This window comes from Brachyspira sp. SAP_772, from assembly GCF_009755885.1.
Lineage (GTDB): Bacteria > Spirochaetota > Brachyspiria > Brachyspirales > Brachyspiraceae > Brachyspira.
Window position 1 is genome coordinate 215,178 of record NZ_VYIX01000001.1, and the last position, 21,575, is coordinate 236,752.

16 protein-coding genes are annotated in these 21,575 nt (G+C 27.7%); 8 read left to right on the forward strand and 8 right to left on the reverse strand.

Annotated features, from left to right (window positions below; genetic code table 11):
- Nucleotides 1-4: 4 nt before the first annotated feature.
- The 5 genes from atpD to GQX97_RS00920 form a co-directional block, all read right to left on the reverse strand.
- Nucleotides 5-1,417 carry a F0F1 ATP synthase subunit beta gene (atpD, locus tag GQX97_RS00900; protein ID WP_157150087.1) on the reverse strand — a complete coding sequence of 471 codons (1,413 nt, stop codon included), beginning with the start codon at nucleotides 1,415-1,417 and terminating at the stop codon, nucleotides 5-7.
- Between the two features lie 63 nt (nucleotides 1,418-1,480).
- Nucleotides 1,481-2,356 carry an inositol monophosphatase family protein gene (locus tag GQX97_RS00905; RefSeq protein ID WP_157150088.1) on the reverse strand — a complete coding sequence of 292 codons (876 nt, stop codon included), beginning with the start codon at nucleotides 2,354-2,356 and terminating at the stop codon, nucleotides 1,481-1,483.
- A gap of 27 nt (nucleotides 2,357-2,383) precedes the next feature.
- The gene (locus GQX97_RS00910; RefSeq protein ID WP_157150089.1) at nucleotides 2,384-3,166 is read right to left on the reverse strand and encodes an MlaD family protein; all 783 of its coding nucleotides are present in this window, start codon (nucleotides 3,164-3,166) and stop codon (nucleotides 2,384-2,386) included.
- 16 nt (nucleotides 3,167-3,182) lie between these two features.
- The gene (locus GQX97_RS00915; protein ID WP_157150090.1) at nucleotides 3,183-3,959 is read right to left on the reverse strand and encodes an ABC transporter ATP-binding protein; all 777 of its coding nucleotides are present in this window, start codon (nucleotides 3,957-3,959) and stop codon (nucleotides 3,183-3,185) included.
- A gap of 16 nt (nucleotides 3,960-3,975) precedes the next feature.
- A complete protein-coding gene (locus GQX97_RS00920) occupies nucleotides 3,976-4,950 on the reverse strand; it encodes a type I phosphomannose isomerase catalytic subunit (RefSeq protein ID WP_157150091.1) in 975 nt (324 codons plus the stop codon).
- Between the two features lie 412 nt (nucleotides 4,951-5,362).
- Here GQX97_RS00920 and GQX97_RS00925 point away from each other — a divergent pair, with 412 nt between their 5' ends.
- A complete protein-coding gene (locus GQX97_RS00925) occupies nucleotides 5,363-6,004 on the forward strand; it encodes an SGNH/GDSL hydrolase family protein (RefSeq protein WP_157150092.1) in 642 nt (213 codons plus the stop codon).
- 100 nt (nucleotides 6,005-6,104) lie between these two features.
- On the opposite strand, the gene leuS is transcribed toward GQX97_RS00925, so the two are convergent.
- Complete coding sequence (gene leuS / locus GQX97_RS00930) at nucleotides 6,105-8,666, reverse strand: leucine--tRNA ligase (RefSeq protein ID WP_157150093.1); 2,562 nt, start codon at nucleotides 8,664-8,666, stop codon at nucleotides 6,105-6,107.
- Nucleotides 8,667-9,088: 422 nt separating this feature from the next.
- Here leuS and GQX97_RS00935 point away from each other — a divergent pair, with 422 nt between their 5' ends.
- From GQX97_RS00935 to GQX97_RS00950, 4 genes are all read left to right on the forward strand, one after another.
- On the forward strand, nucleotides 9,089-9,472 hold the full coding sequence (locus GQX97_RS00935) for a PepSY-like domain-containing protein (protein WP_157150094.1): 384 nt from the start codon (nucleotides 9,089-9,091) through the stop codon (nucleotides 9,470-9,472).
- Nucleotides 9,473-9,538: 66 nt separating this feature from the next.
- Nucleotides 9,539-10,699 (forward strand): ankyrin repeat domain-containing protein, encoded by a 1,161-nt coding sequence (locus GQX97_RS00940; protein ID WP_157150095.1) that lies wholly within the window; start codon nucleotides 9,539-9,541, stop codon nucleotides 10,697-10,699.
- A gap of 262 nt (nucleotides 10,700-10,961) precedes the next feature.
- Nucleotides 10,962-12,125 (forward strand): ankyrin repeat domain-containing protein, encoded by a 1,164-nt coding sequence (locus GQX97_RS00945; RefSeq protein ID WP_157150096.1) that lies wholly within the window; start codon nucleotides 10,962-10,964, stop codon nucleotides 12,123-12,125.
- 168 nt (nucleotides 12,126-12,293) lie between these two features.
- Nucleotides 12,294-13,169: an ankyrin repeat domain-containing protein gene (locus GQX97_RS00950; protein ID WP_157150878.1), complete on the forward strand. Its 876-nt coding sequence runs from the start codon at nucleotides 12,294-12,296 to the stop codon at nucleotides 13,167-13,169.
- Between the two features lie 390 nt (nucleotides 13,170-13,559).
- Here the strand turns inward: GQX97_RS00950 and GQX97_RS00955 are convergent, their stop codons facing one another.
- Both GQX97_RS00955 and GQX97_RS00960 read right to left on the reverse strand, forming a co-directional pair.
- Nucleotides 13,560-14,903 carry a tetratricopeptide repeat protein gene (locus GQX97_RS00955; RefSeq protein ID WP_157150097.1) on the reverse strand — a complete coding sequence of 448 codons (1,344 nt, stop codon included), beginning with the start codon at nucleotides 14,901-14,903 and terminating at the stop codon, nucleotides 13,560-13,562.
- Between the two features lie 531 nt (nucleotides 14,904-15,434).
- Nucleotides 15,435-16,196, reverse strand: a complete 762-nt coding sequence (locus GQX97_RS00960) for a hypothetical protein (RefSeq protein WP_157150098.1) — start codon at nucleotides 16,194-16,196, stop codon at nucleotides 15,435-15,437.
- Between the two features lie 460 nt (nucleotides 16,197-16,656).
- Between GQX97_RS00960 and GQX97_RS00965 the strand changes: the two genes are divergently transcribed.
- The 3 genes from GQX97_RS00965 (at nucleotide 16,657) to GQX97_RS00975 (ending at nucleotide 21,570) form a co-directional block, all read left to right on the forward strand.
- Nucleotides 16,657-17,889 (forward strand): NAD(P)-dependent alcohol dehydrogenase, encoded by a 1,233-nt coding sequence (locus GQX97_RS00965; RefSeq protein ID WP_157150099.1) that lies wholly within the window; start codon nucleotides 16,657-16,659, stop codon nucleotides 17,887-17,889.
- Between the two features lie 185 nt (nucleotides 17,890-18,074).
- Entirely contained in the window at nucleotides 18,075-19,688 is a 1,614-nt protein-coding gene (locus tag GQX97_RS00970; protein ID WP_157150100.1) for a peptide ABC transporter substrate-binding protein, read from the forward strand.
- Nucleotides 19,689-19,944: 256 nt separating this feature from the next.
- Nucleotides 19,945-21,570 carry a mannitol dehydrogenase family protein gene (locus GQX97_RS00975; protein WP_157150101.1) on the forward strand — a complete coding sequence of 542 codons (1,626 nt, stop codon included), beginning with the start codon at nucleotides 19,945-19,947 and terminating at the stop codon, nucleotides 21,568-21,570.
- The last annotated feature ends 5 nt before the right edge of the window (nucleotides 21,571-21,575 follow it).

The window sequence follows — 21,575 nt, forward strand, 5'->3', positions numbered from 1 at the left end:
ATATTTAAGCATTTATAGTTTTAGCTTTAGCAATAGCTTCTTCTATAGAACCTACCAATCTAAATGCCTGATCTGGTAAATCATCATAATCACCATTACAAATTCCTTTAAAACTTCTAATAGTGTCTTCTAGTTTAACATATCTTCCTTGAAGTCCTGTAAATTGTTCTGCTACAAAGAAAGGCTGACTTAAGAATTGTTCTATTTTTCTAGCACGTGATACTATTAATTTATCATCTTCAGAAAGCTCGTCAGCACCCAATATTGCAATAATATCTTGTAAGTCTCTATATCTTTGTAATATATGCTGAACTTTTCTAGCTACCTCATAATGTTCTTTACCTAATACTATAGGGTCTAATATTCTGCTTGTTGAAGCTAGAGGGTCTACTGCAGGATAAATACCTTTTTCACTTACTTCCCTAGAGAGTACAGTTGTAGCGTCTAAGTGAGTAAATGCTGTAGCAGGTGCAGGGTCTGTTAAGTCGTCTGCAGGTACATATACTGCCTGTATTGAAGTAATAGAACCATGTTTAGTAGAAGTTATTCTCTCCTGTAAAGCACCCATTTCTGTAGCTAGGGTAGGCTGATAACCTACTGCTGAAGGCATACGTCCAAGTAACGCTGATACCTCACTTCCAGCCTGAGTAAATCTAAATATATTATCTATAAATAAAAGCACATCCAAATTAGCAGAATCTCTAAAATATTCAGCCATAGTAAGAGCAGTTAATGCTACTCTAAGTCTCGCACCGGGAGGCTCATTCATCTGACCATAAACAAGACAAGTTTTATTAATAACTCCAGACTCTTTCATTTCTGACCATAAGTCATTTCCTTCTCTTGTTCTTTCACCTACACCAGCAAATACAGAATATCCTCCATGTTCGCTTGCAATATTATGTATTAATTCCATTATGAGAACAGTTTTACCAACTCCAGCACCTCCGAAAAGTCCTGTTTTACCGCCTTTAATATATGGAGCAAGTAAGTCTATTACCTTAATACCAGTTTCAAATATTTCAAGTTTTGGTTCCAATGAATCAAATTTAGGAGGATTAGCATGTATTGAACGATATTCTTTAGCATTGATAGGTTCACCTTTATCAACTGTTTGTCCTAATACATTAAATATTCTTCCTATAGTTTCATTACCAACAGGAACCATTATATGATTGCCTGTGTCTATTATATCATCTCCTCTAGATATACCATCAGTGGATTCTAAAGCTATAGCCCTTACTCTTCCGCTTCCCAAATGTTGCTGAACTTCGCAGACTATATGTCTTTTTATTCCTTCTACTTCTTTATCTATATAAAGAGCATTTAATATAGCAGGAAGATGTCCTTCTTCAAATTCGGCATCCAATGTTGAGCCTACTACTTGAATTACCTTTCCTTTTTTACCTTCTATCATAAATTTTTCCTTCAAACAAAAATATTAAAAAATATTGATATATATTTTATATCTATTGAAAACTTATTCAAGTACTTTTATCATTTCTTTATGAATTTTTTTATTACTTGCTACATATTGTTTTTTTGAAAATATGTCATATTCTTTCATGTTAATGTTTGTTACCATACCGCCAGCTTGCTTCAAAATCACAGTACCCGCACATATATCCCAAGGTGATAATCCATATTCAAAAAATCCGTCAGCAATACCTTCTGCTACCATACATATATCTAATGCCGCAGAACCATCTCTTCTAACTGCCAAACTTCTTTTAACCATATTAGCAAAATCTATCATTCTATTGTTTAGAAAATCATCATCAGTGCTAGTGTTATAATAAAAACCTGTAATTATTAAAGAGTCTATTAATTTATTATTATTGCTTACACTAATTACTTTTTTGTTTTTATATGCTTTTGATTTTATATGTGCTTTATATACTGTGTCTGTTATAGGATTATAAACAACACCAAGTATAGGTATATTTTTATATGCTAAACCGATAGATACACAGTAAAATGGATAACCATGTATAAAGTTAGTAGTTCCGTCTATAGGGTCTACTATCCAGTTAAAATCTTTATCATTATCAGTTTGTCCAGATTCCTCTCCATAAAAACCAAATTTTGGATATTTTTTAGCTAAATATTCTCTTATCATTTTTTCATTTTTTACATCAATCTCTGTAAATAAATCTGTTTTACCCTTATGAGATATTTTCTTTGGAGAAGAAAAAAACTTAAGAGAATATTTTCCTGCTTTAATTGCAATATATTCAGCATCTTTTATACATCTATTTAAGCTAGATTTTGATATTTTGTTTATCTTTGCCTCTATTTCTTTTTTCTCTCTTAGCTCTTGTTTTTGTTCATCACTTAATTTTTTAAATATAGGCATAATTAGATACTCCTTAAAAAAATTATATTATCTATTAGTCCTAGTCTCTCTAAATAATAATGCAGAAGGATTATCTCTTAATTTCTCACTAAATACTTTCATATTATCAATAATAGCAGCTACATTTGTTTGCATATTTGTATCTTTCATAATGATTCCAGCTGTACCTTTACCATTTTCTACATCATTAATTATGCTAGATAAATCTTTTGTAATAGAATTAATATGTGCTAAACTTTCATTAAAATTTGAAATTACATCTGTAATAGTTTTCTCATTGGTACCTATGATTTGAGTTATACTTATAATAGTTTTTGATAAATTAGTAAATATTTCGGAAAATTGCTCAAAGTTTAAATCTTTACCAATATCTCCTATAGAACCTAATGTGCTTTCCAAGCTAAAAGGCTCTACACCTTGCACAACAGATTCTGGCTCTATAGATTTAAGTCCTGATGTTGTAATTGTTGGAGGTGTAGCCATAATATATTTTTCACCAAGCCCCAAACCTACTGTTTGTATAGTAAATCTTGTGCCTTCTGGTAATATAACTTTTCTGTCTGTAATAAATAAAGTTACTCTTATAGTTCCATCTGGATTAATACTAATATCTTCTATGAAACCAATATTAATACCTCCTCCTCTATATGATACTTTACCATTTACAAGCAAGTCTCCAATAAATACATAGTCTACATATATTCTATATCCATTACCTTTTAATTTAAACTTACCAAATACAGTTATAGCTCCAATTAATAGAACTAAAGTAACTATAAAAAATATTCCTAATTTTACCTTGTTTTTCATAAAACTTCCTTATAAATTAATCTTTTGGTCTAATACTTTCTATATCTTCACCCTTCTTTGCTATACTGCTCATGAAAAAGAATTTTAAATGAGGGTTTTCTATTTCTTTTAAATGGTCAGGGTCTCCGCCTTCTATAATCTGCCCCTTATGCAGCATAACAACTCTATCAGCCATTCTAAATACACTAGTCATATCATGCGTAATAACTATGCTTGTAACATTAAGTATATTTTGCATTTTTACTATTAAATCATCTATTACCCTAGACATAACGGGGTCTAATCCAGTAGTAGGCTCATCATACAACAATATTTCAGGGTCCATTGCAATAGCACGAGCAAGCCCAACACGTTTTTTCATTCCTCCAGATAATTCTGAAGGCATTTTCTTTTCTATATTTGGCATACCTACCATATCTAATACTTCAGCTACTTTTACCTTTATTTTACTTTCTGATATACCTTTTTTTATTCTTCTAAGCCCAAAACTTACATTCTCATAAACATTTAAAGAGTCAAATAAAGCAGCTCCCTGAAAAACCATAGCAAACTTTTTTCTCACCTCTGTAAGCTCATTATCTGATATTTGATTTATATCATTTCCATCTATTATAATGCTTCCAGAATCTGGCTGTAACAATCCTATTAAGTGTTTTATAAGAACACTTTTACCGCAGCCGGAATTGCCTATAACTGCTAATGTTTCTCCTTTGTTAACTATAAGATTGACACCATTTAATACCTTTTGACTGCCAAAACTCTTATGTACATCTTTTAATTCTATTATATTCATAAAACTACAATTTTCCTTAAACCGTCACTCTTAATAATTTTATACCTTTTTCACTATTAATGCTATACTTTCCAAGATATGCAGGTAAAAGAACAGTTTTTCCAGCTTCTAATTCAACACTATTTTCATCGCTTGCTATTGTTCCATTTCCTTCTATTACCAATATTATTTCAAATGTTTTATTATTTGTTTTAGAAGTATATTTATTTTTAATAATATATTCTTCTACTATAAAATATTCATTTGAAAATATATTATTTATTTCTATATTATCTTTTTTTAATAAATTTTCTTTCTTTGACTTTAATTGAAAAGCATCTATATCTTTAATAACATTAAAAGAATCTTCTATATGAAGTTCTCTTGAGTTTCCATTTTTATCTACTCTATTCCAATCATAAAGCCTATATGTAATATCGCTTGGCGTTTGTATTTCTGCTATTAAGATATCTCCTATTATAGCATGTATGCATCCATTAGGTATATAAAAAGCATCTCCTTTTTTTACATCAAAATAATTAAACATATTTTCTATGTTTTCATTATTTTCTATAGCTTCTTTTAATTTATTTTTATCAATACCTTTTTTTAACCCTATTAGAAGTTTAGCATTTTTATCCGCTTCCATAATATACCACATTTCATTTTTGCCATGCTTATTATGTTTTTTATTAGCATATTCTTCATCTGGGTGAACTTGTATTGACAATTTATCTCTTACATCTATTAATTTTATTAATAGTGGAAAGTCTTTATTATTTTTGCAATTAGTTCCTAAAAGTTTTTCTCCAAGCTGTTCTATGACAAATGATATATTTTTGTCTTTAAACTCACCGTTAGAAACAACATTTTTATCATTTTTTAAATCACATATTTCCCAACTTTCACCAATATTCTTATCTTTATCAAAAGGTTTAGAATAAGATTTAACTAATGTATTTCCGCCCCAAATAGACTCTTTTCCTATTTCTTTAAATTCAAATATATACATAATTACATTATATAAAATAAAAAAAATAATTCAATACAATAAAATTTAATTATTTCAATACCGCACGTTAAATTAAATGATAAATTAGGAATAATTTTTTATAAACATTTTCATTTATAAGCAGTGATTATCTAACCGTGCGTTGAATAGATTATTAATTTAAATAAAGCTTGGGTGGGCTTGCTAATTCTTATTAAACAATAAAAATAAATAAAATTAGAATTTCAAAATTAAACAATGAAAAATAAAGGGTGGGGTATGTAATGTAAGCTAAATAGAAATTAGTAAAAATCTTATATACTAATATAATAGAAGTGTATATAAAAAATAATATGTTTATTTTAATATTGACAAATATATTTTTATTAATATTATTAAGAACAAATATTAATTTTAATAGGAAATTAAGATTATGCTAAATATACTATGCTATGGAGATAGTAATACATTTGGTTTAATACCAGTAGTTAATAAAAGATATTCTATAAATGAAAGATGGACAGGAATATTACAATATATTTTGGGGAATGATTATAGGATTATTGAGGAAGGTTTGAATGGCAGAACAACTGTATTTGATGATCCATTTGAGTCTGGTAGAAATGGAATAGCATATATAGAAATAGCATTAGCAACACATAAACCATTAGATTTAATTATACTAGCTTTAGGTACAAACGATGTTAAAGTGCATTTTTCTGCTACTTCTAACTTAATTACTAAGGGAATTAAAAGAATTATATTTAAAATTAGAAATAGTGAAGATTCAATGGGGTATAAAAAACCTGAAATTTTATTGCTTGCCCCTCCTCCTATAGGAGATAAAGTTGATATTGTTAATGACTTATCAGGGTTTAATCAAAATTCTGTAAAAATATCTAAAGAATTGCCTGAAAAATATAAATTGCTTGCAGAACAAGAAAAAGTTTATTTTTTTGATTTAGGAAGTATAGTGCAGTCTAGTGAAAAAGATCAAATACATCTTGATAAAGAATCGCATAAAATAATAGCTGAAAATTTAGCTAGAGAAATAAAAAATATTTTTAATAAATAATAATACTTATAATTTTTAAAAAAGTTATAAATTATAATAAAAAAGAAGAGTACAAATATAACTTTATACTCTTCTTTATTTTATTTGTGTAAAAAATATTTTATTTTACAACTATGTTTACAAGCTTGCCTTTAACATAAACTACTTTAACAATGTTTTTGCCTTCTGTAAACTGTTTTACTTTCTCGCTTGATAATGCCTGATTTTTTGCATCATCTTCGCTTATATTAACATCAGCTTCTACTCTGTCTCTTATTTTACCATTAACTTGGAATACTAATTCAAATGTGTCGTCTTTGCAATATTCTTCATTATGTTCAACCCATCTCTCTTCAATTATCATTTTACCGAAGTTTAATATCTGATAAAGCTCTTCTGTGATATGCGGAGCTATAGGGTTAAGAAGAATTAAGTATCCTCTAATCACTTCTCTAAACATAGCATAATCATCATTGTTAGCTAATTTTATAGTAGACATGTCGTTTAAAAGCTCCATTAGTGAAGCAATGGCAGTATTAAAGTGGAATCTGTCTTTAATGTCTATTGTAACTTTCTTAATAGTTTTATTGTATTTTCTAAATAACTTTTGTCCGTCTTTTGAAAGATTATTATAGTCAAATGATTTAGCATTTTTGAAAGCTTCTTCATCTTTGTATTTTAAGAATAAGTTCCAAATTCTGTTTAAGAATCTTGCAGAGCCCTTAACACCTTCATCAGACCATTCTTTGTCTTTTTCTGGAGGTGCAACAAACATAACAAATATTCTAACAGCATCAGCACCGAAAAGCTCTATAATCTCAGCAGGATCAATTCCATTAGCTTTTGATTTTGACATCTTTTCCATTTTTACTATAATGTCTTCTTTTTTAATGCCGTCTTTTTCATATTCTTTATTGTTCATCTGCTCTTGAGTATAGAATTTCTTCAATGATTTAGCCTCATAACTATTTGCTAAAACCATACCCTGAGTAAGAAGTCTATTGAAAGGCTCATCTCCTTTTATAAGTCCTATATCTCTCATAAACTTGTACCAGAATCTTGAATATAAAAGGTGCATACAAGCATGTTCAATACCGCCTATATATTGGTCAACACCAAGCCAAGCATTAGCAGCAGCAGGGTCAAAAGGCATTTTGTCATTATGAGCATCTGTATATCTAGCATAATACCAAGAACTGCATGTAAATGTGTCCATAGTGTCAGTTTCTCTTTTAGCAGGGGCACCGCATTTTGGACATGTTGTATTAACAAATGAAGCAGATTTTTTAAGAGGATTCTCTCCAACTGTAAACTCTATATCCATAGGAAGTGTTATAGGAAGCTCACTTTCAGGTACAGGTACAACCCCGCATTTCTCACAATGTATAAAAGGAAGAGGATTTCCCCAATATCTCTGCCTTGATATAAGCCAATCTCTAAGTTTATACTGTACTTGCTCTCTTCCAAAACCTTTTTCTGCTGCATATTCTATTGCTCTTTTTATAGCATCTCTTGAAGAAAGCCCGTTTAATATATCAGAATTAACAACTATTCCGTCTTCTACATAGGCTTCTGTCATACTTTCTGCTTTTATAGAATTGTCAGCATTTTGTATAACAACTTTTATAGGAATATTATATTTTTTAGCAAATTCAAAGTCCCTCTGGTCATGAGCAGGAACAGCCATTACTGCACCGCTACCATATTCAGCTAAAACGAAATTAGCAGCATATAAAGGGGCTTTCTCTCCATTAAATGGATTAACTACATATCTTCCTGTAAATACACCTTCTTTTTCGTAGTCTGTTTTTTGGTCAATCTTAGCAGACTTTTTAATGAACTCTTCTACAGCACTTCTTTGTTCGGCAGTACACATATCCAAAAGCCCGTCATAATTCCAAGCTATAGCCATATAAGTAACACCGTAAATAGTGTCAGGACGAGTTGTAAATATAGGGAAGTCTTTACCGTCATCTAAATTAAAATTAATATATGCACCAACGCTTCTTCCTATCCAATTTTTTTGCATAGCTATAACATTATCGGGCCAATAGCCTTCTAATAGTTTCAAATCTGCATCTAACTGCTCTGCATAATCAGTAACTTTTATATACCATTGTTCAAGCTTCTTTTTGGTAACCTCTCCATCACATCTCCAGCAAGTACCTTCTGCAGTAACCTGTTCATTTGCCAACACTGTATTACAATGCTCGCACCAGTTAACATCTCCGCCTTTTCTATATAAAAGCCCTTTCTCATACATTTTTAATATAAACCACTGTCCCCATTTATAATAATCAGGCAAACAAGTGGTAACTTCTCTATCCCAGTCGTATGAGTATCCAAGCAAATTTAACTGCTCTTTCATATTGGCAATATTTTTTAAAGTCCATTCAGCAGGGTGGGTTTTATTGTCTATAGCAGCATTTTCAGCAGGCATACCAAAAGCGTCCCATCCCATTGGGTGTAAAATATCATAACCCAACAGTTTATAGTATCTAGCTATAGAGTCAGCTATAGTATAGTTTGAAACGTGTCCCATATGCATTTTTCCAGATGGATAAGGAAACATCTCTAATACATAATATTTTTTGTCTGTAGGTTTAGAAACTGTTTTAAAAGATTGATTATCTTTCCAGTACTTCTGCCACTTCTTTTCAATGGTAGTAAAATTATATTCCATGATTAACACTCCGTAGTTTGATACTATATTTATTAATAAAAAATTATTATTTTTTCAATTATTATGTATATTTTGTAAAATCTTGCCTATTTTATTACTATATAAAGAATTAAAATAAGCAATATTAAAGCAAAATATATTTACTAAATATTTTTACAAAAAAATTATATTGCAAAATGTTATATTTTTCAAGCATTTTTTGTGTATTTGAATATATTTAGCAGTATTGTAAAGACGAATATGTTGTTTATTACATAAAAGTTGTACATATTATGTGTTATATGTATTATATAGCATGTATAAAGTGTTAATAATTGTAAATTTTTTGTAAATTATTTGTAAAATAATGTTGACAAAACTCTATCTATGACTATAATTATAATTGTAAAGATAATTTACAAATAACAATATGGAGGTTAAATATGAATGCTAAATTACAATTCTCTATAAAAATAACCCCTAGCAAACTTCCTGAAAATGCTAGAAAATTAATAGAATTTTACTTCCGTAATGCAAAAATAATATATATAGATAAAATTAATGATGAATATGAAGTAAAATTATCTAATGGAACTTATATTGATTTTGATAGAAATGGTAATTGGAATTATATTAGCAGCGATGAATATATATCAGATAATATATTGCCAAAACCTATATCAAATAGTCTAAGAAATATTATAAAAAGATATGGAGATGTTCATATATACGAAATAAATAAAACAACAAATTTCTATAGAATAAAGTTAAGCAATTATTTAGATTTGCGTATAAATTACAAAGGAGATTTTGTTAGTTTAAAATAGTTTATTAATATTGAGTATTAGTCTACGTTGCTATATAATAGTAGATATTAATAAAAAGGTTATTATATGAAAAAGAAAATACTGCTTATATTAATAATTGCAATTTCCTCACTTTATTCCAAGAGCAATAATGAGAAAATAAATAGTTTATCAATTACAAATGAAATAATAAAGCCAAGCGACGAATTATTAGCTTTATTAGAGAAGAATAAAAATAAAACAGGGGTTGCTGAAATAATTGAATTAATAAATGAGGGCGGTGTAAATGCGGCTTTAAAAGGTACAATCATTATAGAAAATATAGTATACTACCCCAATTCAACATCTTTAATGATAGCATCATCATTTGGTCATTATGATATAGCAAAAGCCTTGATTGATAATGGGGCTTTGGTTAATTTAAGAGCAATCGATGGATTTAATGCTTTAATGGAAGCTGTAAGAGCTGATAATATAGAGATAGCACAATTACTAATAAACAATAATTCTGATATAAATATAAAAAATGAATACGGCAAAACTATGATTATAATTGCATGCGAAAACGGCAATGAAGAAATGTTTAATTTATTAGTAGAAAACAATGCTGATATAAATGCAAAATCATATTGGGGGGAGAGTGCACTTATTTATGCTTCTAAAAAAGGCAATATCAACATAATGAAATATTTAATAGATAATGGTATAGATGTTAATGGAAAAGAGGATTATAATGGGAGTACTCCATTATTTTGGGCTGTTTCTGGAGAGAATCCTTATGAAGCTTCAAAACTTTTAATTGAAAATGGTGCAGATGTTAATGCTGTAAATGATAGCGAAGTTGCACCTGCTAGTATACTTGCATTATCTGTTCCTGAAGTAGTTAAACTTTTAAAAGATAATGGTGCCGATTTAGATACAAAATTTTTAGATAATTATCCTCCTATAGCAATTGCTGCAGGTGAGGGTAATTTAGAAATAGTTAAGGCATTGGTTGAGAATGGGGCTGATGTGAACTATTATCCTAATGATATAAACTATACTGCGATATTTCATGCTATAGACCAACATAATTATGAAGTTGCTGAATATTTATTTAAAAACGGTGTAGATTTAAATATAGTATTAAAACCTTCTGATATTTATAAAGATATACTAAAAGAAAGCTATAATGTTTTAGAATATGCTGAGGCTATTCAAGATAAAAAAATGATTGACATAGTAAAAAAATATTATAATAAAAAATAAATAGTTTCAAAAATAATATATATTTAGTTATTATTAAACCTAATTAAAATGTTATTTGAAACATTAAAATTATTATTCTCAATTCCATAGAATTATTATAATCAATTTTTATTCTTCATTAATGAAATTTTTATTGACACAATATACCGCTACAATGTATAATCACAAATATGATTAAAAGAGGTTTATGATGAAAGTATTATGGATTATTATAATTAGTTCCTACATTGCTATATAAATATATTAATAAAAAGGTTATTATATGAAAAAGAAAATACTGCTTATATTAATGATTGCAATTTCATCACTTTATTCCAAGAGCAATAATGATAAAATAAATAGTTTAACCACTACTACAAATGAAATAATAAAGCCAAGCAATGAATTATTAAGTTTATTAGAAAAGAATAAAAATAAAACAGGGGTTGCTGAAATAATTGAATTAATAAATGAAGGTGGTATAAATGCTGCTTCAAAAGACGAAATTATTATAGGTGATGTTACTCACTATGCTAATACTACTCCTCTAATGATAGCTTCATCATATAATCATTATGATATAGCAAAAGCTTTGATTGATAATGGGGCTTTAGTTAATTTAAAAGCAAATGACGGATTTAATGCTTTGATGGAAGCTGTGAGGACTGGCAATATAGAGATAGCAAAATTACTAATAGAACATGACTCTGATATAAATATAAAAAACAAAGACGGTAAAACTATGATTATAATTGCATGCGAAAAAGGCAATGAAGAGATATTTAATTTATTAGTAGAAAACAATGCTGATATAAATGCAAAATCATCTTGGGGAGCAAGTGCACTTATTTATGCTTCTGAAAAGGGAAATATTAATATAATGAAATATTTGATAGACAATGGAATAGATGTTAATTTGAAAGCTTATGAGAATGGAGATACTCCGTTATTATGGGCAATTTCGGGAGAAAATCCTTATGAGGCTTCAAAACTTTTAATAGAAAATGGGGCTGATGTTAATGCTGTAAATAATAGCGGGGTTGCACCTGCTACTATACTTGCAGCATCTACTCCTAAAGTGGTAAAACTCTTAAAAGATAATGGTGCTGATTTAGATACAAAATTTTTAGATTATTATCCTCCTATAGCGATTGCTGCAGGTGCGGGTAATTTAGAAATAGTTAAGGCATTGGTTGAAAATGGGGCTGATGTGAACTATTATCCTAATGATATAAACTATACTGCGATATTTCATGCTATAGACCAACATAATTATGAAGTTGCTGAATATTTATTTAAAAACGGAGTGGATTTAAATATAAAAATGAAACCTGATAATGACTATGGCAGAAGTATAAAAGAAAGCTACAATGTTTTAGAATATGCCGAGGCTATTAAGGATAAAAAAATGATTGATTTAGTAAAAAAATATTATAAGAAAAAATAGATATTTTTAAAAATAATATATATTCAGTTGTTATTAAACCTAGTTTAAAAATGTTATTTGAAATATTAAAATTATTATAATCAATTTTATTCTTCATTAATGAAATTTTTATTGACACAATATACTGCTACAATGTATAATCAAAAATATGATTAAAAGAGGTTTATGATGAAAGTATTAGGTATTATAATATTTATTATTAGTTCGTACATTGCTTATGGTCAGGTAAGTGAAGATTTTAAAAATTTAGCGGCAACAAATAAAGAATCAGCATTATACAAATCAGTAATATCAGAAAATATCGATGAGTTTAAATACATAATTGAAAATATTGAAAAAGAATATATAACTTACTCTATAACTAATAGTGAGACATGGTATAACTATATACCTAATTTAAGCACTAATAATTTCTCTAATTTCGTACAAGTTTTATTAGATAATGGAATGGATATTAATAAGAAAAATGAAGAGGGAAAAAGCCTTATACTTGATATAAGTAAGTCATATGATTCACATCATAAACCTAAATTTGGTAAAAGTGAAATTATAGGAGTTCCAGATAGCAAATATAAAATTGAAACACTTATAAATCTTGGAGCAAATATTAATATACAAGATAATGACGGAAATGGTATACTTCACTACATACTTTCTAGAGATAATATAGGAACAGAAGAATATGATATTATTGAAATGCTTATAAAAAACGAAGTAAATATTAATTTACAAAATAATGATGGAGATACTGCACTTCATAAGATTTCATATAAAAAAAATAATAATCATAGAAATATTAATATGGAAAAAAAAGTTGCCTCTCTTTTGATAGAAAATAATGCAGATAAAAATATAAAAAACAATAATGGCAAAAAAGCGTATCCCGTAGTATTTATATATAATATAAAATTAATTTTTAATAAAATATTTAATATTTTATCAACTATTTTTACGATTGTACTTCTAATTGTAATTGCTATACCATCTTTAATATTACATACAATAATAGGATTTATTGAGAACATATCTGATTTTTTTAGATAATTGATTTTTATATGGCTTAAAATATAAAAATAGTAAAACTATAATAAAGAATTAAGTTAATAAGTGCTTTTGCAACTTTTGCCACGGGAAAAGTTGCAAAAACATATATTATGTAAAAAAATTATTTGTTTAAATTAAAATATTTGCAAGGCTTTGCCCCGCACCCCAGTTCTTTTATTGGTATAAAAGAACCAAAAGAACTGCATTTTATGAAATCTATCTTTTAGGTGTACGTTAAATTTTAGATATTATATTACATCGAAGATATATTATAAAATATAAAGTTGTAGTATTTGCACTTTTTACAACTTTGACGAAGTCCGCACAGCGAAGGCGGGAAAAGTTGAACAAAAAATTTACAAACTTAAAAATATTCATTATATTATAACTTCATTTCAAGCCATGTTCTTCTTTAAGACCTTGCATATTTCTAATTGCATATTCATTATTAGGATCTAACTCTAAAGCTTTTTTATAATCTTTCAAAGCTTCTTTATATAATCCAGCATTTTTCTTAACCCAGCCTCTATCATTATATAAATAAGCAGTATTCGGTTCTAATTCTATAGCTTTATCATAATCTTCAATAGCTTCTTTATACTGTCCTAATTCATCTTTAGCACTTCCTCTGTTTTCATAAGCATCTGCATAATAAGGATTCAATTCTATAGCTTTATCATAATCTTTTATAGCTTCTTCATACAAGCCTAAATTATATTTAGCATTTCCTCTGCTGTTATATACATATAAATCTTTAGGTTTCCATTTTATAGCCTCATTATAATCATCAATAGCTTCTTTATATAATCCCAACTCTTGTTTTGAATTTGCTCTGTTATAGTAAGCATCTGCAAAATTAGGATTAATCTTTATAGCTTTGTTATAATCTTCAATAGCTTCTCTATAAAGTCCCAAATCATGCTTAGAATTGCCCCTATTACCATAAGCATAATAGTTATTAGTGTCCAACTCTATAATCTTATTAAAATCTTTTATAGCCTCTTTAAAAAGCTGTAAATAATTTTTGGAAACACCTCTATTATTATATGCATCTATATTTTTATTGTCTAATTCTATAACCTTATCATAATCTTTAATAGCTTCCTTGTGTAAATTAGCATTATTTTTAGCAAGCCCTCTATTGTAATAAGCATCTTTATAATTTTTACTTAATTCTATAGCTTTGTCATAATCTTTTATAGCTTTTTTAAAAAATCCTAAATTATTGTTAGCAAGTCCTCTATTATAATAAGATAATGCATAATTATCAATTAACTCTATGGCTTTATTATAACACTCTATAGCTTTCTGATATGATCCTGAATTATTATAAACAACTCCATTAGTATTGTAATCGAAGTATTCATCTAAAGTATGTAAATCATTGACATCTATTTCATTATCTTCATCATTAAACATAGTTTGATCATAATGAAAATAATCAATAAACTTATTATAAGTATAAATTTCATCAGGCTCTTTTATATAAAATGTTTCAAGTATTCTGTTTAATTCATCATTAAAAGTTTCCGCCTTGCTATTAAAATCATCAAAATCAGAATAATTTAATGCATCAATACCGTTTAAAAAATTGTTAGCATCAGCTAGAATTTTTTTTGCTTCTTTTTTAAAATCATCTTTTAAATCTTTAACTTCGCTTTTTTCAAATCCTCTTAATGATATTTTGCATTTTTCTATATGTTTGTTAAAAAGATAATTAGATATTTTTGCCATTTTTTCATTCCTATTTATTATTTTCATATACTCAAAAAATTTAAGTTTGTCAATTTTTTTGTTGTTCTTTTTCCCGCAGCAAAAAGAACCAAAAAGTGCAAATATAAAATAGTATTAAATCCCACTAGTTTTTTTATATGTAATATATATACTTAAAATTTTTAAGTTTGTAAAAATTAATTTTTATATTGTTATTATTTTCGGGTACTAGCCCACGAACCCCCAGTTCTTTTACGACCAAAGGGAGTCCTTCAGAACGACCGTAGGAAGTGCCTTCGGTATTGGTATAAAATAACCAAAAAAACTGTATTTTAAACTTATATTTAGATATTATACTACATTTAATATAGATTTTTTAAATATGAAGTTCTATCAAATGTATAGTAAAAATTCAATCATTTCAATATATAACAATAATAAAAGTAAATTACCATCAATGTTCTATTTATCTCAAACCATATTGATTCTTTCTCCATACATAGCTTATTAATAACTAAATATTAAAACTTTTTATAATTTATTTTATTAAAATTAATTTCCAAATTTTATTCCTAAATTTAAAGCAATTTCTAAACTGCCAAATCCATACTTATTTATAAAAGTACTTAATAATGGAACTGCTAACTGACTGTCAATATAATTAATATCATAAAATATACCAAAATCATAAGTGATATTAACTCCAAATAAAAATGCAATATGTTCATTAAAATAAAAATAATCATCTAATTGCAATTTTATATATGGTATAATAGGATAAGTAAAATTTTTATTTATATCATTGAATGAAAGTTTTTGATTTTCTCCTGTACTATCAATATAACTTGCTGCATATCCTCCAAAAGGTATTTTCATTCCAAAACCGATACCTATACTCAATATAGTTTTTGTATTATAATTTGGATTTATAGATGCTAAAAAGTCTTTTAAATCTATATTTAATTTCGGCATTATTCCAACTAATAAAGTATCAAAAGCTAAAGTATCTTTAAACTCTATAGAAGAATAATGAAATGATGCTGAAAAAGTTTGTCTATAATATCCAAGCTCTGTTAAAAGGCTTATAGAGTATTTTCCATCATTTATAGAAAATTTATGTCCGAAATTTCCTATAACTCCTGCAGAAAAACTGCTGTTTCCTTCAAGATTATTTACAGTAACATTTTTAGTATCCAACATAGGAAATGTTAATGTAAAAGATAATGGTGCATATATACTAGCATCAAATTGTGAAAATAATGAATTTGTAAAGTATAATAAAAATGATAAAATTATAATAAATAGTTTTTTCATTTTAATGCTCCTATTATTAAGTTATAAAACTACATATTCGCCATTTATTTTTCATTGCTTAATTAAAAATTATAACATCAATTATTTTACGCTTAATCAAAAAATGCATGCCTGCCAAAGCTTTTATTAGATTAACAATTTATTCAACGCATTATTCAACGCACGATAAGCTAAATTTTATATATGATTAAAATTAATATTAAAAATAAATTTATATTTTTAATATTATTCTGCGTGCGGTATTGGGATTTAATATTGAAATAACGCTAGGGTGGGTATTAAAATAACAATAAAAGCTAAAAAAATAATATTGCAATAATGACAAATTAACTTAACAAGAATAAAGGGTGGGGAATTAGAATAAAATTTTAAAATATAAATAAATTTTAAAAAAATCTTGACCCTAGAGTTTACTTCAATGATATAATATAATTATAAAAATATGTAAGGAGATAAAAAAATGAAAAAAGCTATATTAATAATGATGCTGTTATCTATTATATCATGCAACAATTCTTCTAATGCTCAAACACAAAATAACAATAATAAAATTAATAATCAAAACAGTTCTTCTAATGCAGTGTATAATCAAGAATTAAAAAAGGCCCCTATTAACATACAAACCAATGCAGACGGAAGAATAAAATCAAGAGGATTCGCTGCAGTTTCTGCTAATATGGATTTTAAATATCATGAGTTTACAAGGCACTCTGTTGGAAGCAATGATGTTTTAATAGAGATACTTTATGCTGGGATATGCCATAGCGATATACATATGGTTGAAGGTAAATCAAGCAATACGCCTTTAGTAGTTGGTCATGAAATAGCAGGAAGGGTTATACAGGTTGGAAGCTCAGTAACAAAATTTAAAGTTGGAGATTTCGCAGGAGTTGGATGCATGGTAAACTCTTGCGGGGAGTGTGAGAGTTGTTTAGATGATTTAGAGCAATACTGTTTAAATAGGGCTGTTTTTACTTATGGTTCAAGAGACAGATTCCATGATAATGAAATTACTCAAGGGGGATATTCTGACAATATAGTAGTATCTGAAGATTTTGCAATACTCATACCAGACAATGCAGAGCTTGAAAAGATTGCTCCACTTCTTTGTGCGGGCATCACGACTTATTCACCAATACAAGTTATGAATGTACAAAAAGGTGATAAAATAGGCATTGCTGGGTTTGGAGGGCTTGGCTCTATGGCTGTAAAATATGCTGTGAAGTTAGGGGCAGAAGTTACAGTATTTGACATTACAGAAGACAAAAGAGAGGACGCTTTAAATATGGGTGCTGTAAGATATGTTAATGTTAATAATCCAGATGATTTAAAAAATCTTAACAACACTCTTAATTATGTGATAAGTACAATTCCCGCTTACTATGATGTTAATATGTATATGAGTATGCTAAAAAGAGGAGGTACTATGTGTATATTAGGTCTTCCTCGCACATCAAAAATGCCTACACTTATAGCAATGGTAGGTCAGCATGGCAGTAAAAAATTATTTGGTTCACTTATAGGAGGCATAAAAGAAACTCAGGAAATGCTTAACTATTCTATAGAAAATAATATTTATCCTACTGTTGAAATAATAAAAGCAGATGCTCAAACTATATCAGATGCTTATAGAAAAGTGATAGATGGAAAAGTGAAGTTTAGATATGTGATAGACATGCGTACTATAGAATAATTATTTGTAAAATTATAAATTCAATAGCAATATAGTTTATTTGATTATATTGCTATTTTTTATTTTAAAAATTTTTTTTAATATCAATAAAAACTATCCTCATAATTTTTTATTAATCAATTGATTTTTCATAATTGATAATATAATATATTTTCTAATTATTTACAAAAAAAGGATATTGATTTATGAAAAGTGCTATTAATTTATTTTTTATTTTTTTATTATCAATAGGCTTGATAATAACATCTTGTTCATCAAAAACTCAAAATCAAGATGAAGGTTTATTTATCAATGTGGGTCCAGAGCCTAAAACCATAGATCCGGCATTAAATATAGCAGTAGATGCAGCTGTGTATATAGTGCATGCATTTGAAGGACTTACTACAAAAAATAAAGATGGAGTATTAGTAGGTGGAGCTGCTGAGAGTTGGGATATAAGTGAAGACGGCCTTACATATACATTTCATTTAAGAACTAACGGCAAATGGTCTGACGGAACAGCATTAACATCTAAAGATTTTGTATATGCTTGGAAAAGAGCGGTAGATCCTAAAACAGCAAGTGAATATAGTTATCAGTTTGAGCCTGTAAAAAATGCGATGGCTATTAATGCAAGTGAAATGGATTTAGATGCTTTAGGAGTGAAGGCTATTGATGATTATACTTTAGAAGTAAGATTAGAAAAGCCTACAGCATATTTTTTAGAATTAACAGCATTTCCTACATTCTTTCCTATTCGTGAGGATATTATAGAAAAATATGGCAATTCTTGGACTATTAGCCCAGAGAGTTATATAGGGAATGGTTCTTATGTGATGATAGAGCGTAATATAGATGATAATATAGTAATGGTAAAAAATACTAATTATTGGGATTATGAGAATTTAGTTCCAGAAAAAATAACATTTGTTTTAATGGATAATCCTACAGCTTCAGTTGCTGGCATAAAGGAAGGCTCTTTACATTTTTCTGACAGAGTTCCAGCACAGGATATTGATATTTTAAGGGAAGAAGGATTACTTCAAATGGTAAAACGTCTTGGAACATACTATTATGCTGTAAATCTTACTAATGATATTTTAAAAGACGGCAGAGTTAGAAAGGCTTTATCATTGGCTATAGATAGAAATTACATAGTTGATAATGTAGTAAAGGCTGGGGTACCTGCTGGAGCATTTGTACCGTTTGGAGCATCTGATGTTAATGGAGATTTCAGAGAGGTAGGCGGGGATTATATAAGTGTTAAGCCTGAAGATTATCAAAAAAATGTAGAAAAAGCTAAAAAGTTAATGGAAGAAGCAGGTTATACAAATGGGGAAGGTTTGCCTGTAATTCAATTTTTAGTTGATTCAAATAGAGAAATACCTATATTTGAAGCAGTTCAGCAAATGTGGAAAGAACATTTAGGAGTAGACACAGCTATAAGTCAGCAGGAATGGGCAGTATTTTTACAAACATTATATACTGATAAGAATTATGTGATAGGAAGAAGCGGATGGACAGGTGATTATAATGATCCTATGACATTCTTAGGTATGTTTTTAAGTTATAGCCCTCAAAACCATGCTTTATTTACAAATAAAGAATATGATAATTTGCTTCAAACTGCTATGAGTACAATAGATCAAAATATTAGAATGGATGCTATGCATAAGGCTGAGAAAATATTTATGGACAATGATGTTATAATACCATTATACTATTATACTGTACCTACTTTAGTTAATCCTAAATTGAAAGGTGTTGTATATGATACTTTAGCAAACCATAAATTTAGCTATGCTTATATAGAAAATTAATCATTAGTATATATATGATAATATTTATATAGATTTATTAGAGAATTAATTAAAGATTTAAAAATATTCAAGGTTGTATAATATATTTAATTATTAGATTTATTATACAGCCTTTTTTATTTGAAATTTTTATTATGTAGAAATATTTTTTATGTATATTCTAAAAATATATGATAAAATTATGGTTGCAATAAATATCAAAATTTATAAATTATAATATCACTTAATATTTTTTATTAAAGCAGTAGGATATGTTATGAAACTCAATGTAGAAAACTTGAATGATAAAAGTTTTTGGAAAAATGCGGGTATAAAAATACCTAAATATGATATAAATAAAATTATAAAAAATACAGCTGAAAAACCAACATGGATTCATTTTGGAGCTGGAAACATATTTAGAGGTTTTATAGCAAGGATAGCTGACAGTCTTTTGAATGATAATATTATAGATACTGGTATAATAGCAGTAGATACTCATGCTTTTGGAAGAGATGATGATTATGAAATGATTAATAAAGTTTATAAGCCTTTTGATAATCTTACTCTTTTAGCTTCTATTAAAAGCGATGGAGAAATAGATAAAAAAGTTATAGGAAGTATAACTGATGTAATTCATGCTGATTTTATTAATAATTACGATGCATTAAAAAAAATATTTATATCAAGTTCGCTTCAAATAGCAAGTTTTACAATTACAGAAAAAGGCTATTCAATAAAAGATTTGAATGGCAATTATAACAGCATAGTTCAAGAAGATATTAATAATGAACCAAAAAAAGCAAAAAATATTATGAGTATTGCTGCTGCTATGCTTTTAGAAAGATATAAAAATGGAGCTTATCCTATAGCTATACTTAGTGTAGATAATTGTTCTAATAATGGAGATAAATTAAAATCATCTATTGTTGAAATATCTAAAGAATGGGTAAAAAAAAGTTTTGCTGATGATGGATTTATAGAATATATTGAGGATAGTAAAAAAGTTTCTTTTCCTTTAAGTATGGTTGATAAAATCACTCCTAGACCTTCTGATATTATAGCAAAAAAATTAGAAGAGATAGGGCTTGAAGATATGTCAGTATTTAAAGTAGGGGATAACAATATGGCTCCTTTTGTTAATGCTGAGGTTCCTGAATATTTAATAATTGAAGATTTATTTCCTAATGGAACGGTAGCGTTAGAAAAAGCTGGGGTATATTTAACAGATAGAACAACTGTTCAAATTGCAGAAAAAATGAAAGTTACAACTTGTTTAAATCCTCTTCATACAGCATTAGCAGTGTTTGGATGTTTGCTAAATTATAATTTTATATACGAAGAGATGAGAAATCATGCATTAAAAAAATTAGTTGAAAAAATAGGATATGATGAAGGCATGAAAGTAGTTGTTGATCCTAAAATTTTGAACCCTAAAGATTTTATAAAAGAGGTAATTGAAGAGCGTTTAGTAAATCCTTATATACCGGATTCTCCAAAAAGAATAGCAACAGACACTTCACAAAAAATTCCTATAAGATACGGAGAAACTTTAAAATCTTATATAGAAAAAAGATTTGATGCTTCTTCTTTAGTAGGCATACCTCTAACAATAGCAGCTTGGCTTAGGTATTTAATGTGTATTGATGATGAAGGAAAGCCTATGGAAATAAGCCCAGACCCAATGCTAGAAGAATTACAAAAACATATAAAAAATATTCAATTTAAAAATATAGAAAGTGTTGGAAATAATCTAAAACCTATACTATCAAACAAGACTATATTTGCTGTTGATTTATATGATGAAAAAATAAATTTAGCAGACAAAATAGAAAGTTATTTTAAAGAAATGATAAGTAAAGAGAATGCTGTAAAAGAATGCTTAGAAAAATATATAAAATAATTAGG